The organism is Terriglobia bacterium (assembly GCA_035712365.1).
Classification (GTDB): domain Bacteria; phylum Acidobacteriota; class Terriglobia; order UBA7540; family UBA7540; genus SCRD01.
Window position 1 is genome coordinate 86604 of the sequence record DASTAW010000007.1, and the last position, 16927, is coordinate 103530.

The following is a 16927-nucleotide window of genomic DNA, read 5'->3' on the forward strand; positions in this document are numbered from 1 at the left end:
TAAAGTGGTGCAAAGGCTAGTTCAGTATAGCCCAGATCGTGGCGCCTGCCGGGGCCGAGATGAATGCTGAAGGGTGCGGCGGAGTTCGCCTCCGCCCGCCCCTCCCTGGCCGGTCAGTGAATTTGAGATGGCGACGCAAGAAATCAAACCGACGGGTTCCCGCGCGCGCAAGCTGTCGAGGCTGTGCCGGAGATTCGCCACCAGCGTGTTGGTGGTGGCGGCCGGGATCCTGGTGGTGCTGGTTGGAGCCGGGGCATTCCTGACCTATCACATTACGACGGCGAACGACAGCGTTGAAAACGTGACGCCCGCTTCTTACCTGCTTTCAAGCTACCAGAATGTGAACTTCACCGACGCCGCCGGGAACGAGCACGAAGGCTGGCTGCTGATCGGTTTGAGAGGCGCTCCGGTCATCTTTCTCTGCCACGGTTATGGCTCCAATCGCTCAGCCCTGCTCTCACTGGGAACGGTCCTCCAAGCCAACCATTTCAATGTTTATCTGTTCAACTTTGACGGTTCCCGGGGGGCGGGCTACCTCTCAAATCTCGGCCCCCGCGAAGCTTCCGTTCTTCGAGCCGCCATCTCGAGAGTAGGGCGCCTACAGGGCATTGACCCTCGTCAGGTCGGGATTTTTGGCGTTTCGCTCGGCGCTTATGCCGCACTAGCCGCCGGTGAACGCGACCCCGCCGTTGCCGCACTGGCGATGGATGGAGTCTACAGCCGGCCCGTGCAGTTATTTGATGTTCGCCTGGACGGGCTGGTGGGCGGCGCCGGGTGGCTTTTCCGGCTGATTTCCGATGGGGAATTCCATTCATTAAATATTGGCGCTGCCGGTGCCGGCATCCAGTCCGGCCTCTCCCGGCTGGCCGGGAAACCGAAACTCTTTCTGGCCTCCGACGATGCTCCTATGCTTCAGACGGCAACCCGCCGGCTCTACGACGAAGCCCCGCAGCCGAAGCGTCTGGTGATTCTGCCTCACAGCCAGGCGGATGCTCCCTCCGCGCCTGAACGGAAGGAGTACGAGGACCAGGTCCTCAACTTCTTTCTGCAAAATCTCCCGCTACGATCTGAATAGACATAAAATAGCTCTTCGCGGAGCGCGTTCCGGCAGTAGGCCCATGGCGGCAGCGCGTTTGGCGCCTGGGCCGGCTCCCTGGAAAACTCCGGCCTTGAGGAGTTTGTTGAAGCGAGATCTCTCATCCCAAAAGCCATTGTTACGCCATCGCATTGAACATCTTGCTGCCCGCGCCATTCTGGGGCTGCTTGGACGGCTGCCGCTGCGGCCCGCGCGAGGCGTATGCGCAGTGCTGGCTGCCTTGAGCTATGCTTTCTGGCCTCGCCTTCGCCGCGTGGGTATGTTCAATCTGCGCATTGCTTTTCCGGACTGGACTGACAAGGGGCGGCGGAAGGTGCTTTACGCGGAATTCCTCAACCTTGGCCGCATGCTGGCGGACTTTGCGCACTTTCCGCGCTTGAACAGAGAGAACATCGAGCGGCTGGTGATCTACGACGGATTCGAAAATTACGATGAAGCCCGGAAAAAGGGCAGGGGAATCATCTTCCTGACTGCGCACTTCGGGAACTGGGAGCTCGGGTCCTTCGCGCACGGGATTTATGGTTATCCCTGCCATTTCGTGGTGCGGGAGATGGACAATCCACTGATGGACGAACTTATCAACCGCTACCGGTGCGCCAGCGGCGGGCACGCCATCGAAAAAAGGGAATTCGCGCGCCAGACGCTGCGCGCCTTTGAGCGGAACGAAGCGGTGGGCATCCTGATGGACCAGAACATGCTGCCAGTTGAAGGCAGCTTCGTGGACTTCTTCGGGCTGCCGGCTTCCACCACCACGGGGCCGGCGCGCTTGGCGCGACGGACTGGCGCGCCCGTCGTTCTGGGGCTGGTCATCTGGGATTCAAAACTGAAGAAGTACCGGCTGCGATTTGATCGCGTTGACTGGATCAAGTGCGAGGACCCTGAAAAGGAAATCGAGACGAATACGGCGAATTTTACGCGGCGCATCGAGGATTACATCCGCCGGTACCCGGAACAGTGGCTCTGGGTACACCGGAGATGGAAGACGCGGCCGTCCGGCGAGCCGCCACTCTACCCTTTCTGATCAAAGCTGCGGAACGAAAGGGGCAGGAGAGTTCCGGCGCCGCGGGGCTTAAATCCGGGAGGCGAAATGAAGGTCAGGGAAATTGCGCGCCTTGTGGGCGGGGAAGCGAAAGGCGACAAAGAAAAGGACATCACCGGCGTAGCCGCCCTGGATGCCGCGACGGAGCGCGATTTGGCCTTCGCCGACGGCGAGGCCGCATTGCGGCGCGCAGCGGATTCTCGCGCCGGGTGCATGCTTGTGCCCGAAGGAATTTCCGTTCCTGGCCGGATCATCATAACCGCGGCAAATCCTCGACTGGCCTTTATTCGCGCCGCCGAGTCGCTCCACCCTCCGCGCCTTCGAGAGGCTGGGATCCATCCGACCGCGGTGATTGCAGCCGATGCGCACCTGGCGCCTGGAGTCTATGTCGGGCCTTATTGCGTAATCGAATCAGGCGCTAAAGTGGGTGGCGGAACGAATCTCAGCTCGGGAGTTTATCTGGGCGAAGGAGCGTCGCTGGGTGCGCGATGCGTGCTCCATCCAAGGGTGAGCATCTATCCGGGGGTGCAAGTGGGCGACCGCGTCGTTCTCCATGCAGGGGTCGTCCTCGGATCGGACGGGTTCGGTTACCTGTTCGCCGAGGGCCGTCAGCACAAGTTTCCGCAGCTTGGCGGATTGGTGGTCGAGAACGATGTCGAGATCGGCTCCAACACGACGATAGACCGCGGGTCGCTGGGAACGACGCGGATCGGCGAGGGCACCAAAATCGACAACCTCGTGCAGATTGCGCACAACGTCAGAATCGGCCGCCACTCGGTAATTGCCGCGCAGACTGGAATTTCCGGAAGCGCGGAGATTGGCGATTTCGTGACTCTGGCGGGACAAGTTGGCGTGGCGGACCATGTCCGAATTGAAGATGGCGCGGTGATTGGAGCGCAGGCCGGCATCCCGACCGGCAAGGCGGTGCGAAAAGGCAGCGTGATGTGGGGCACGCCCGCACGCCCCCTGAGCGAGTTCAAAAAGATGTACGCGCACCTCAGCCGCCTGCCCGCGCTGGCGCAGAAGGTCAAGGAGCTTTCGGCCGGGCTCCCTCGAAAAAAGAAGTGAACTCTTGTAATCTCAGGCTCTGAAGAAGGTCTGCCCGCCCAGGGCCTTCCTAACTGTTCCATTTAATCAGCTTGGGGCGGATTTTTTCACATAAGGCTTGACATATGGTTCTCGTGTTGTATTGTGGGGGTTTGTTCTCGGGTTGGCACGCTGATGACTCGAGACCGTGCAGGACGCTGTGTGCCGGTGGATTTTGAAGCGCTGGTTTTCGGCCTTTCTGCAACCAGAGGGCTGAGATCAGCATCCATGTAACTTCTGCCATCTGACCTCGAAGCCCGCGGACCTGGCTCGCGGTCGGGTAAGAGGTCTCATGTCCCGAAGCGAATCCGCGCGAGTCGCAACACCCGATAAGGTCCGCACCGAACGTTGTGCATAGGATATTGAAAAACCGACGGTGGCGCAGGGCAACGATCTGGCTGCTGGCCGTGATGCAACTCCACCTGCTGATGGTGCTCGTACTGCACCATCATGTGCTGCGCGAAATTGCGCTGGAATTTTCCCAGGCGAGAACAACCCTGGGCCAGACGGAGAAGCCATCCCTGCCGGCCGGCGCCGAGCACGGCTTCTGCACAGCCTGCCAGATCCTCCGCCACAGTGCGGTTCGTCCTTCGCTTGGCAGCCCCGCTCCCCATCGTTCTTCGCTTGCGCCTTTCCTTGCGCCGCGATTTGCCGCGGTTGTGCTTTCCACCCAGACGCCTCCCTGGCATGGGCGCGCCCCTCCTCTCGCCTGATCCAATTTCCCCAGGTCTGGCTTTCCTACGGGTTCGAGAAGCCCTTGTTCACTACGAAACCCGAATTTCGTGTATTTCTGCGAATGGACATTAAAGATGACTCACTTACGTTTTCGTTCCCAGCGTGGAATACATCATATTTGGATCGTGCATTTGACGGCTTGCCTGTTTTTCGCTGGCGGGTGCGCCGTCGTCGCAAGCGGCCAGCAGCCGCCAACCGCAAAGGTTGATCTTCAGCAGGCCATCCAACTGGCGCTTGCGCACAACCACGCGCTGCAGGCAGCCAGGACGCAGGTAACGCAAAGCAAGGCCAATGAATTGACGGCTTCCCTGAAGCCAAACCCTGTGCTCACCTGGAACGACTTCTTCCTGCCTCTATTCACTCCCAGCCAGATGAACGGAGACTACATCAACAATGCCAGCGAATTTGACCTTTTGTTCTCTTACACATTTGAGAGAGGGCGCAAACGCAAGTGGCGCATGCAGAACGCCCACGACAACACGGCCGTTGTGCAATCGCAGGTGCAGGACAACGAGCGCGCCCTCGCCTTCAATGTAGCGCAACAGTTCATCAACGTCCTGCTTGCTGAATCCTCGCTTTCGTTTGCGCAGCAGAACCTGGCGAGCTTTCAACAGACGCTGGGCGTGAGCCAGGAACGGTACCAGAAGGGGGCCATCAGCGAGGGCGACCTGCTCAAGATCAGGCTCCAGAGGCTGCAGTTTCAAGAGGATGTTTCCTCGGCGAAACTGGAGCGTCAGCAGGCGCTGGATTCTCTGCGCGATCTACTGGGGTATGAGTCGGTCCCTCATGATTATGATGTCGCCGGAGACCTGGACTACACGCCCATCCAGGGCAGCGTCGAAGATTTCCAGGCGAAAGCCCTCGACCTGCGCCCGGACCTGCGGGCAGCCAATCAGGCGGTGGTTGCTGCGAAGAGCAGCTACATGCTGGCCAGGGCCAACGGAAAGCGCGACCTGACTCTTACCTCGGGCTACAGCCACGTTGCGGCTGCCAATGACGCGAGTTTCTCTGTCGGCATGGAGATCCCGCTTTTCGACCGCAACCAGGGCGAAATTGCACGCACGCACGCGGCCATTACACAGTCCGAAGAGACCAAGAACGCCACCCAGCAAGCCGTGATGACCGATGTCGCCACTGCCTATGACGCGGTGAAAACCGGTGAAGGCATCATTCAACTTTATCAATCGGGTTACTTGAAAGATTCCAAGGAGTCTCTGGATATCAGCCGGTATGCCTATCAGCGGGGCGCCGCCAGCCTGCTGGATTTTCTCGACGCGGAGCGCAGCTATCGTTCGACTGAGCTGACTTACCGCGGGACCGTGGCGGCACACATGCTGGCCGTCGAGCAATTGCACGAAGCGGTCGGCGAGAGGCCACAGCCATGAACTCGAAAATGAACAACCGGGCCACCCGGAGATTGCGGCGGGCGCTCCTGGCCGCCGTGATCGCGTCTTTTCTCATCCTTCCGGCCTGCGGGCATAAGGACTCCGGGCCGACGGCTGCCCAGACCACCGCCTACGGTTCTTCCGGGGCCGCCAAGGCGGAACTGTTCAGCGTGCCCGATGAGCAGATGAAGCACGTGCAGGTCGTCACCGCCGTGCTGCGGAGCTTTCCGGTGGTCCTCCGGCTGCCCGGTTCCGTCGCTTATAACGCTTTCAAGACGACGCCGGTGATTACCCAAGTCAGCGGACCGGTTACCCAGGTCCTTGTATTTCCCGGCCAGACGGTCCGGGCCGGACAGCCTATGCTATACGTCAGCAGCCCCGATTTCGCCCAGTTGCGATCAACCTACCTCAAGGCCCATGACGCCTACCTGCTTGCCCAGAGCAATCTGGAGCGCGACCAGGACCTTTACGCTCACCACGCTGTCGCACAGGCTGACTTGCTCCAGGCGCAATCCGCCCGCAATCAGGCCATGGCTGATCTGCAGGCCTCCGAGCAGGCTTTGCAGGTGCTGGGCATCCGCGATCCCAGCCAGCTTGGCGGGGCTCCGGCAACCTCCAGAGTTCAGGTGCTGGCGCCCATCGCCGGCGACGTGGTCGAGAGGATGGTGCAGCCAGGGCAGGTGCTCCAGGCCGGCGCCACGCAGGTGTTCACCATTTCGGATATGAGGACGGTATGGGTGCTGGCGAGCGTCTACCAGAATGACCTCTCTTACATCCACATCGGTGATCGTGTGACGATCGAGACCAATGCCTTCCCGACAACGTTCCATGGAAAGATTTCCTACGTCGCTCCGGCCCTTGATCCGGACACGCGTACCCTCAAGGTGCGCATTGTGACGAACAATCCGCACGGAATGCTCAAGAAGGACATGTATGTGACGGCCATCGTGCAGTCTGGCAACACAAAGGCGCTGACCGTTCCAGACGATGCCGTGCTCAGGAACGACGTGAACGAACCGTTTGTGTATGTTCTCTCGGGGAGCAATCAGTTTTCGCAGCGCCTGGTCACCATCGGCCGCAGTGAGGGCGGCGAGACCCAGATCCTCAGCGGACTCAAGGAAGGTGACAAAGTGGCCGGAAACGGCAGCCTGTTTCTGCAATTTGCCAGATCGCTCACGGGATGAAGGAGGGCGCGCCGCCGCATAGCCGGGCTGCCTGACCCCGGGACTGAAAATATTATGATCCATCGCATCGTTCATTTCGCTCTGCATCAGCGGTTCTTCATTATTGTTCTTGTAGGCTTTCTGATTGTTGGGGGCGTTCTGTCGTTCGAGCGGATGCCCATTGACGCGTACCCTGACCTTTCGCCTCCCCTTGTCGATATCATCACTCAATGGCCCGGACATGCCGCCGAGGAAGTGGAGCGCCAGATCACCGTTCCCGTCGAAATTGAGATGAACGGCATGCCCAATCTCGACGCCATGCGTTCCACCTCGCTTTACGGACTATCCGACGTCGTCCTGTCATTCCGGTTCGGCACTGATGACTATTTTTGCCGGCAGCTCGTCTATGAGCGTCTGGCAGGGGCGGAATTGCCCAGCGGAGTGACGCCCACGCTGGCTCCGCTTTCGAGCCCCAGCGACCTGATTTACCGGTACGTCGTTCAGAGCCCTGACCGCACCCCCCAGGAGCTGAAGACGATCCAGGACTGGATTCTCAATCACGCCTATCGCTCGATCCCCGGCGTAGCCGATGATTCCGGCTTCGGTGGAACAACCATGCAGTACCAGGTGCTGCTGGATCCGTCGCAGCTTTACAGCTATCACATCACGGTCCCGCAGGTAATGCAGGCCCTTTCTGCCAACAACGCCAACAGCGGCGGGGGCTTCTATTCGCAGGGCGGGCAGTTCTTTTACGTCAGGGGCCTCGGACTGGTTCGCGACACGAAGGACATTCAAAACATCGTCGTAGCCAGCCACCAGGGCGCGCCTGTTTATATCGGCGACGTGGGCAAGGTGGCAGTTGGCCACGCGCCTCGCCTGGGTGAATTTGGTTTTATGGACAACGACGATGCCGTGGAAGGCGTCATCATGATGCGCACCGGCGAGCAGACGCAATACGTGCTCCAGCGCATCGAGCAGGAAACGAAATACCTGAACAGCCAGGTCCTGCCCAAAGACGTCAAGATCCACACATTTTACGACCGCAGCGGCCTGGTTGACCTGACGACCTCAACGGTGGAAAACAACCTGCTGCGCGGCATGGTCCTGGTCCTCATTGTCCTGATCTTTTTCCTGGTGAGCGTCCGCGCTGCGGTGATTACCGCCTTGACCATTCCGCTCTGCCTGTTGTTCTCCTTTATCTTTCTTCATCTGGAAGGCGTGTCCGCCAATTTGCTCTCCATCGGGGCAATCGATTTCGGCATCCTCATTGACGGAACTGTCGTCATGATGGAGAACATTTATCGTGAGCTGGGCTTGCGCGAGGGCCAGGAATATGACCTGAAGGAAGCGATTCTTTACGCGGCGCGCGATGTGGACCGTCCGGTTTTTTACTCGGTCGCCGTGATTATTGCGGGTTATCTTCCCATCTACGCGCTAGGCGGAGCTGCCGGCCGGCTCTTTCACCCCATGGCCGACACCATGTCATATGCCCTCGTAGGCGCGCTCCTGCTTTCTCTCACCCTGGTGCCGGTCCTGATTTCATACTGGTTTAAGTCGGGTGTCAGGGAAAAGGTGAACCGGCCTTACGAATGGGTCAAGCGCGTCTATGGCCGTCAACTGGACTGGGCGCTCGACCATCGCGCCCTGACCATGGCCATTGCCCTCGCGATCTTCTGCGCCGTAATGCTGCTGGCGCCGCTGATTGGCGGTGAATTTATGCCGCACCTCGATGAAGGCGCCTTGTGGGTCCGGGCAACTATGCCATACACCATCTCCTGGCAGGAGGCCGCCGAGGTTGCGCCCAGGGTCCGCAAAATCCTCATGTCCTATCCTCAGGTAACCGAGGTCGGCTCTGAGCTGGGCCGCCCCGATGACGGCACTGATGCGACAGGGTTCTTTAACTGCGAGTTTTATGTTGGCCTGAGGCCTTACAACGACAGCGCCTGGAAAACGGGACAGATCCGGGACAAGGAGGACCTCATCAAGTCCATCGACGGCAAGCTCACGACTTTTCCGGGCATCATCTTCAACTACACGCAGCCTGCCGAAGATGCTGTGGACGAAGCCCTGACGGGGCTCAAGAGCGCTCTTGCCGTCAAGATTTATGGCCCCGACCTCCAGGTTTTGCAGGCTACGGCGCTGAAAATCAAAACCACGCTCGAAAAGGTTCCGGGCTTTGCGGACCTGGTCGTGGTGCGCGAGTTGGGCCAGCCAAGCCTTCTGATTCATATTGACCGGCAGAAGATTGCCCGCTACGGCGTCAACGTGTCCGACGTTGAGGCGGTGATTGGGGCGGCGGTTGGCGGCCAGCCCACCACGCAAGTAATCCAGGGCGAAAAGCTGTTTGATTTGGTCGTTCGCATGGAACCGCAGTTTCGCTCTGGTCCCGGCTCCATCGGCAACTTGCTGGTTGGCACGCCGGACGGCCAGCAGGTGCCGCTGAAAGACCTGGCGGACATCAGCGTCGGCAATGGCGCATCCTTCATCTATCGGGAGAATAATTTTCGTTACGTCGGTATCCAGTACAGCGTCGAGGGGCGGGACCTGGCCGGCGCGGTCGCCGCAGGCCAGCGTGCCATTGCGCCGATTGTGGACACATTGCCCCAGGGGTATCGCGTTGCCTGGGGTGGTGAGTACAGCGAGTATCTAGCCGCCAAAAAGCAGTTGGACGTGATCGTTCCGCTGACCGTCCTGCTGATTTTCCTGATCCTCTTTGCCCTTTACGGGAACTTCAAGTTTCCCGTAGCCATTGCGATCGGCGTGGTGGTTACGGAACCTGTCGGGGCCCTGCTGGCGCTGAAGTTGACCAACACCCCCTTCAGTGTTTCATCGGTCCTGGGGTTGCTGGTCCTTATGGGAGTGTCGACGGAGATGGCGGTGGTCCTCTATTCCTACATCAACAAGCTCCGCTTGGAAGGGAAGGATATCCGCGAGGCCACCCGACAGGCTGCCTTGCTTCGGCTGCGCCCGATCATGATGACGGCCCTGGTAGCCTGCTTGGGGCTGCTGCCGGCCGCGCTTTCCCACGGAATTGGTTCTGACACGCAACGGCCGTTTGCTATCGTTATCGTGGGCGGGTTGATCTCTCCGCTGCTGCTGGGCTTTTTCGTTAATCCCATCCTCTATAGCCTGGTGGCGAAAGACGGGGACGTCCTGCAGGTCTAGATTGTGAATCTCGGTCTCAAAAGTTCGTCGGTTTTTCGTGGGTGCCGTTCTGCGCGACTCATGGTCGCCTGGATGGCTGTCCTGGTGCAGTTGAATGTATTTTTCCACCTGGACTTGCACCAGCGCTTGCTAAGTCCGCACATTTTGAAAGACGCGGCGAATGTAAGTGCCGCTTGGACCAGGCCCCACCCGCCCGAGGCTCCCCAGCCCTTCTGCCCGGTTTGCCGAATCGTGCGGCAGGGAGCCGTTCAACCTGCCGTCGAAAACCTTGGAGTTTTGTCGCTGCATGCGGTGGCTGCTGTGCTGCCCGTCAGCCCTTCCGGCATTCCGGTAGTTTTCATTCTTCATCCCTCCGGTCGAGATCCTCCTCGCGGCTGATCCGTGACACAAGTCTCAGCCGAAAAAATCAATCGAGGAGGAATGTATGCGCACGAATCTTCGCCGCGGTGCATCCGCGAATGTTGGTTTCAGGGGTACTTTCTTTTCAGGATTGCTGTTGCTGGCTGCTGCGTTGATCGCTTGCGGTTTGATTTTACCGGCAAGGACCGCGCTGGCCCAGGCTCTGGGCACTTCCGGAAGCATCCAGGGGACTGTGGTTGACCCGGCCGGCGAGGTTGTGGCGGGCGCCATAGTCGAGATTCAAAATCCTGTTTCAGGGTATGTGCAGTCAACGGCCACCAATAGTTCCGGGGAATTCACATTTTCGAACGTTCCGTTTAATCCCTACCACCTGACGGTCACGCAAAAAGGGTTTCAACCAACGGTGCAGGATGTGGACGTTCACTCAGGCATCCCTGTCAAATTGAAAATCGCCATGCAGATTGCAACTGTGGCAACCAGCGTAACTGTCACGACCGAGGCGGGCGACCTGATCGAGAAGACTCCCGTCGCACACACAGACGTTGATCAGAGCCTCATTTCAAACCTGCCCATCCAGAGCCCTTCGATTGGTCTGAGCCAGGTGATTACGAATGCCACGCCTGGAGTGGTCGCGGACGCCAACGGCTTTTTCCATCCTTTGGGCGAGCACGCCGACACCACCATCTCCATCGATGGCCAACCGGTCAGCGATCAGCAGAGCAAGATCTTCGCAAACCAGGTTCCGCTCAATGCCGTGCAATCGATGGAAGTCATTTCAGGCACGCCGCCGGCGCAATACGGTGACATGACCAGCCTGATCATCAATACCACCATGAAGTCGGGCCTTGGCCAGAAGACGCATGGCAACTTTACCAGCCAGTACGGGTCCTTCGGGTCGTGGTCGGAAAGTTTCGCTCTAGGGACAGGCGGCAGCAAATGGGGGAACTTCTTCTCGATCAATGGCGACGCTTCCAGCCGATTTCTCGACTCGCCGGAGTTCACTGCTTTCCACGACAAGGGTAATGATGAGAGTTTCTTCGATCGATTGGATTGGCAGCCGAACGCCAATAATACAGCTCATGTTGATTTTTCGGTGGGACGCTCCTGGTTCCAGATTCCGAATACCTATGATCAGCTCGCGGCGGGACAGGACCAGCGCGAGCAGATCAAATCCCTGAATCTCTCGCCTGAGTGGACGCACCTGTTCAGCGCGAACACATTATTTGCCTTCCAGCCGTTTCTGCGGATTACTCACGTTGAGTATTTCCCCAGCCGTGATCCGTTTTCAGATTTGCCGGCCACGGTGAATCAGGATCGGTGGCTTGAACACGCAGGATTTACTGCTGACCTTACCTATACTCGCGGGATACACACGCTCAAAGCAGGGATGCAATTCATTTCATCGCCGGTTACTGAAAACTTTGGCCTCGGAATCACCGACCCGACGTTCAATGCGGTATGTCTCATGCCGGATGGCAGCCCGGTGCTTGACCCAACGCTCACCAATCCCGACAACTGCGCAGGCGGTGGATATGTGGCGAATCCCTCGCTGGCGCCGGGACTGGTTCCTTATGACCTGACGCGCACGGGCAATCTTTTTGACTTCCACGACCATGCGAACATCAAGGAAGTAAGCCTTTACGCGCAGGACAGCGTGACCTTGGGCCAGTGGAGAGTGGACGGTGGACTGCGCGAAGATGTCTACCGGGGCCTGAGTGATGCCAGCGCCCTTGAACCCCGCGTTGCCATTTCTTACAGCGTCCAACCTACGAATACGGTGATTCGCGTGGGCTACGCCCGATTGTTTGACACCCCTTACTACGAAAACCTGCTGCTATCCAGCGCCACCGGAACCGGCGGCCTGGCGAGCAATGGCGTTGGCGGTTTTGGGGAATCGCCCCTTATGCCCGGACGACGTAACCAGTTTAATGCCGGAATTGAGCAGGCGATTGGCCGGCACCTGGTCGTCAGCGCCGGGTACTTCTGGAAATATACTCAGGATGACTTTGACTTTGACACCCTTTTCAGTTCGCCCATTGCCTTTCCCATCCAGTGGCGGAAGTCGAAAATCGACGGCGCTTCCGTGCGGGTGAACATGACAAATTGGCGCGGCTTCTCGGCATACTCGGTTTTGGGCCATGCACGCTCGCGCTTTTTCGGGCCGGAGGTGGGCGGCTTGATCTTTAACTCTCCGCTCAATGTAGCGGTGTTTCGTATTGATCATGATCAGGCATTTCAGCAAACAACGCACATCCAGTATCAGTTCCAGCAATTTGCTGAACGGCGCCCGTGGGTAGGTCTCACGTGGCAGTACCAAAGCGGACTGGTCAACGGCTCCGTACCGGACCTGGCCTCTGCCCTGGCTCTCGATGGAGATCAACAGGCCGCAATTGGTTTCTTCTGCGGAAGCGAAATGGCTACTCTGAACAATCCCATTACGTCGTGCAGCCTGCCCTATCCGCACTGGGGCGCGACGCGAGTCGTCATACCTGCGCCCGGCACGGAAAATGACGATACGAATCCACCCAGAATCGCTCCTCGCAATCTTTTTGACCTGGGAATTGGCTTTGACGATCTCTTTCACACCGAGCATCCGAGAGTCACCCTGAAACTAACAGCGATCAACTTGACCAACAAAGTTGCGTTGTACAACTTCCTTTCAACCTTCAGCGGAACCCATTTTGTTACCCCACGCACCTGGCAGGCGGAACTGGGGTTTAACTTTTGAAGGCGCTCCCGGCCGGGGAGGAAGCAACTGCGTCGCTCGCGTTGTCGCACCGTCAGTGGCTGCGTTTGAGTGGCCCGCGCGATTTTGCTTGACAAATCTGGCCTAGTGTGGTAGCCTTGCTTCTAGGGCTGGGGTGAGGCGCGCCGGGCGGACCGCTCAACCGTCAGACGGCGCATCAAAAAGGCTAGTCTTCTGGCTTTATGGGACAAATGGGACAGCAAAAAGATGTTATTTTGAAAAACGAACCTGAGAAGTTATTGAAAACAAATGATCGGTACCCAAAAACAAACCGGAACAAACCGGAAAACAAAGCGGAGAAGTCGTTGAAAACACGTTCCTGTGGAAAAAACAAACCGGAACGAACCGGAAAACGAACCGGGCCATATTGCTGAAACTAAATGCCAGACCAAAAATCCAGCATCGGCTACAGAGCCGGGCCTTCTGCCTGTCCTGAAGGGCTAGCATTCTGTGGTTCCGTACGCTCCGTCAGGTGCCGTGCCGAAGTGTCCGACTCCACACGGCCCTGTTTCTTCACGGGCGAAATGCCCGTATCAAAAATCAAAGTGAATCGCTCCGATGTCCCGTTCAAATTGATTTTTCGCTGTTGTCGCGGTTAGAATCAGACAATCGAGCGAAGCGTTTTTCACTGATGAAAGGAGTCCGGGAGCTTGGTTAAAAGGCATTCGAAAGCGGCAATGGCTGGGGTGGGTTTGATTCTTGTTCTATCTCTTGCACTGATTTTTCTGTGGACGGTCAGGCCCGCCGCTGCGGCAACAAACCCGGCTACAAACCAGAAGATCATTCAATATGTCCGGGAGAAGTTCGGGATACCCGACGCTGTCAAGCTGAGCGTATCGCCCTTCCAGGACTCCGAGTACACCGATTTTTACAAGACCGTCATTTCGGTCGACGACGGAAAGAGCAAAAAGGCCCAGCCCGCCCTGATTACCAAAGACGAGCGTTACCTGGTGATCGGGAATGTGATGGTGGCGTCGCCCACGGTGCAGCGCAATCTTTCCGCGAACGCCTCCGCAACCAACCAGAAAATTGTTAATTATGTGCGGACCACATTTAAGGTCCCTGCCGAGGTCAAGCTGAGCGTTGCGCCCTTCCATGACTCCGATTTCGCGGATTTTTACGAGACCACAATTTACGGCCAGAATGGCGAAAAGAAATCCGCCACGCCAGCTTTTATGACGAAGGACGGGCGTTACGCTGTAATCGGAAGCGTGTTTAACCTGAGTTCCGATCCGCGAACGGAAGTCGAGAATACTATCAGCCTGCGAAACCAGCCCACGGTGGGACCCGCCGAGGCCCCGGTGACGATTGTGGAGTTTGCGGACCTGGAATGCCCCACCTGCGCGGAGATGCACAAGTTCATTGAGACCCAGTTGATCCCGAAATACGGTGACAAAATCAGGATCGTGTTCAAGGAGTTTCCGCTGGTCACCATCCATGATTGGGCGTTGCAGGCTGCCATTGCCAATGAGTGTGGATATCAATTGGACCCTGGGAACTACTTCCGTTATCGCTCCATCATTTTTGAGAGCCAGGGGATGATCAACGCCGCCAACGTCCGCCAATTGCTGCTGGATTTCGGCCAGCGGGCCGGCCTCAACCAGCTTAAGCTGTCGGTCTGCATGGATTCCAAGGCATCGCTGCCCCGCGTCGAGGCTGACATGCAGGAAGGGCGCAAACTGGGAATCATGAGTACACCCACGCTGTTTATCAACGGCACACCGGTGGTGGGACTTTCCGCCGACCGCATCTACGCGCTGATCGACAAGGACCTCAGCGCCTCCAGATAGCTGGCAGTTGAACGTGGACGTAACAGCCACGGTCCTCCATCTCTCAGTCCGAGTGAAGTTCGAGAACCACAACTTCCCTGGCCCAGGCGGTTGAGCGATGTTTGCAGAATCAGGAAGGATGCCTGGCAGATGGCCACCACCAAAATCCGAAGTAAACCGAAGCCGAACGAATCCAATTCTTGACTTTGCCTGTAGCAGGAACTAAGCTGAATAGTTGCACACCTGCAGCAAAACGAGGTCATCTTGATATGGCATTTCAAATAGGCGAAAAAGTAGTCTATCCCAATCAGGGAGTAGGGATTATCGAACAGATATCAACGCGAAACCTGACCGGCCAGCCCGAAATGTTCTACCTCTTAAAGTTAAACTCCAGCAGCCTTCGAGTCATGGTGCCGATCAGCAACGTGGGCAACGTGGGCTTGAGGAAGGTTGTGCGTGGGAAGGATGTCAACTCCATCCTCGAGTTCCTTCGCAAGGGCCAGTGCAAAACCCAGCAGGACTGGAAGGGGCGCTTCAAGGAAAATTCCGAGAAGATGCGGAGCGGTTCATTGCAGCAGGTGGCGGAAGTCTTCAAAAGCCTGCTTGTTTTGAGCCAGGGTAAATCCCTTTCATTCCGAGAGAAGAAAATGTTTGACCGAGCCTGGCAACTGCTGGTGGATGAAATTGCAGTTGCCCGGAGTACAGCACGAGATACGATTGAAGCAGAACTGGTCCAGGCTTTCACCCGGTCGAACTTGAAGCTCCAGCTTCCAAGTTGAATTAGCTTTGCCGCCTTCAATTCTTAATCTACCTACACCGAAAAGGGGCCTCTCCATGAGGTGGACGGAAGACCCTCGCTCCCAAATGGATGCGGGTGGAAGGTTTCCTTGCCTACGGAATCCGCCGGGCGTATCATAAAAAGTGAGGAATGTTTACGTGAAAGAGCAAGTTTTTTCAGAGCCATAGGGACTTTACCCGGCAGGGCGGTTGCACAAGATATTGTAGTCGAACGTTAAAAATCCCCTACCTTTTGTAGTTTTTCCTTGACACAGCCCCTGCCTGAGCGTTAGATTCCGCAAAGCGTCCTTTTAAGGTGGTCAAACGCGGTGTTGCTAATGGCAGAAATCAGAGTTTGTGACGACAGGACTTCAGTGATCCGTAACGTCCGGTTCTCCTCACCCTTGCTAAGGCTTGGGTTGGCACCCGCCGGCTGGCCTGGACTAAATAATTGACATTTATCGAATAGATCGTAGGGGGGTCAAGCATGCCAGATCGTGATACTACTTCGATGGAAGCTCAACGTTCGACAACCTCAAAAGTGCCCAGCCAGACTGGAATCAGGGTGAAGCGGCTTTTTGCCAAGGAAGGTATTCACCCGTTTGACGAAATCGACTGGGAAATTCGGACGGCATCCATCCAGAACGAGAAGGGTGAGACGATTTTCGAGCAGCGGAACGTCGAAGTTCCCAGCGACTGGTCGATGACCGCCACGAACATCGTGGCTTCGAAATACTTTCATGGCAAGCCGGGAACGCCAGACCGGGAAACGAGCGTTCGCCAGTTGGTAAGCCGCGTAGCGGACACCATTGCGCAGTGGGGCGCCGAGGGAGGTTATTTCCTGACCGAAGCCGACGCCGAGGCGTTCCACGACGAATTGACCCATATTTTGGTCCGCCAGAAGGCGGCGTTCAACTCGCCGGTGTGGTTCAACTGCGGGCTGTGGCACAAATATCACCGCAGTTCCAGGGGCAATAGCTGGTACTGGGACGAAGCCACCGGCGGCGTGAGAAAAGAATCCGAGGCCTACCGTCATCCCCAGGTGTCTGCCTGCTTCATAAACTCCGTCCAGGACAACCTCGACAGCATCCTGACACTTGCCAAGACCGAAGGGATGCTCTTCAAATGGGGTTCGGGAACGGGAACGAACCTCTCGCCACTCCGGTCCTCAGTTGAGACGCTATCGGGCGGCGGCGTGGCCTCGGGACCTCTCTCTTTTATGAAAGGGTACGACGCTTTCGCGGGAGTCATCAAGTCCGGTGGCAAGACGCGCCGGGCGGCCAAGATGGTGATCCTGAATGTTGATCACCCTGACATCGTGGACTTCATCGAATGCAAAGCCAAAGAGGAACGGAAGGCCTGGACGCTGGTGGATGCGGGCTATGATCCGGCGATTGACGGCGAGGCCTACAGTTCCATCTTTTTCCAGAACGCCAACAACAGTGTCCGCGTTACGGATGATTTTATGGATGCGGTGGTCGAAGACAAGGATTGGGTGACCCGCCGCGTTACCACTCGCGAACCCATCGCTTCCTATCGGGCGCGCGATCTGATGCGCAAGCTTGCGGAATCCGCCTGGCAGTGTGGCGACCCGGGCATGCAGTTT

The 16927-nt window shown here is 57.6% G+C and carries 12 protein-coding genes; 11 read left to right on the forward strand and 1 reads right to left on the reverse strand.

Going from position 1 to position 16927, the window contains the following annotated elements; genetic code table 11:
• Window positions 1-127: 127 nt before the first annotated feature.
• From VFQ24_01935 to VFQ24_01965, 7 genes are all read left to right on the forward strand, one after another.
• Window positions 128-1075, forward strand: coding sequence for an alpha/beta fold hydrolase (locus VFQ24_01935; GenBank protein ID HET9177098.1), 948 nt, complete (start codon window positions 128-130; stop codon window positions 1073-1075).
• Window positions 1076-1181: 106 nt separating this feature from the next.
• On the forward strand, window positions 1182-2117 hold the full coding sequence (locus tag VFQ24_01940; protein HET9177099.1) for a lysophospholipid acyltransferase family protein: 936 nt from the start codon (window positions 1182-1184) through the stop codon (window positions 2115-2117).
• Between the two features lie 66 nt (window positions 2118-2183).
• On the forward strand, window positions 2184-3203 hold the full coding sequence (lpxD, locus tag VFQ24_01945) for a UDP-3-O-(3-hydroxymyristoyl)glucosamine N-acyltransferase (GenBank protein HET9177100.1): 1020 nt from the start codon (window positions 2184-2186) through the stop codon (window positions 3201-3203).
• A gap of 380 nt (window positions 3204-3583) precedes the next feature.
• Entirely contained in the window at window positions 3584-3934 is a 351-nt protein-coding gene (locus VFQ24_01950) for a hypothetical protein (GenBank protein HET9177101.1), read from the forward strand.
• Window positions 3935-4081: 147 nt separating this feature from the next.
• Window positions 4082-5341: a TolC family protein gene (locus VFQ24_01955; GenBank protein HET9177102.1), complete on the forward strand. Its 1260-nt coding sequence runs from the start codon at window positions 4082-4084 to the stop codon at window positions 5339-5341.
• Window positions 5338-6525, forward strand: coding sequence for an efflux RND transporter periplasmic adaptor subunit (locus tag VFQ24_01960; protein HET9177103.1), 1188 nt, complete (start codon window positions 5338-5340; stop codon window positions 6523-6525). The genes VFQ24_01955 and VFQ24_01960 overlap by 4 nt, the downstream gene beginning before the upstream one ends.
• A gap of 54 nt (window positions 6526-6579) precedes the next feature.
• Window positions 6580-9669 carry a CusA/CzcA family heavy metal efflux RND transporter gene (locus VFQ24_01965; GenBank protein ID HET9177104.1) on the forward strand — a complete coding sequence of 1030 codons (3090 nt, stop codon included), beginning with the start codon at window positions 6580-6582 and terminating at the stop codon, window positions 9667-9669.
• Between the two features lie 129 nt (window positions 9670-9798).
• Here VFQ24_01965 and VFQ24_01970 read toward each other — a convergent pair whose 3' ends face one another.
• Complete coding sequence (locus VFQ24_01970) at window positions 9799-10017, reverse strand: hypothetical protein (protein ID HET9177105.1); 219 nt, start codon at window positions 10015-10017, stop codon at window positions 9799-9801.
• A 76-nt stretch (window positions 10018-10093) separates the two neighbouring features.
• On the opposite strand from VFQ24_01970, the gene VFQ24_01975 reads away from it, so the two are divergent.
• From VFQ24_01975 to VFQ24_01990, 4 genes are all read left to right on the forward strand, one after another.
• Window positions 10094-12757, forward strand: a complete 2664-nt coding sequence (locus VFQ24_01975; protein ID HET9177106.1) for a carboxypeptidase regulatory-like domain-containing protein — start codon at window positions 10094-10096, stop codon at window positions 12755-12757.
• A 668-nt stretch (window positions 12758-13425) separates the two neighbouring features.
• Window positions 13426-14565 (forward strand): thioredoxin domain-containing protein, encoded by a 1140-nt coding sequence (locus VFQ24_01980; protein HET9177107.1) that lies wholly within the window; start codon window positions 13426-13428, stop codon window positions 14563-14565.
• Window positions 14566-14813: 248 nt separating this feature from the next.
• Entirely contained in the window at window positions 14814-15323 is a 510-nt protein-coding gene (locus VFQ24_01985) for a CarD family transcriptional regulator (GenBank protein ID HET9177108.1), read from the forward strand.
• Window positions 15324-15808: 485 nt separating this feature from the next.
• On the forward strand, window positions 15809-16927 hold a 1119-nt coding region (locus tag VFQ24_01990), incomplete at its 3' end, for a vitamin B12-dependent ribonucleotide reductase (GenBank protein ID HET9177109.1).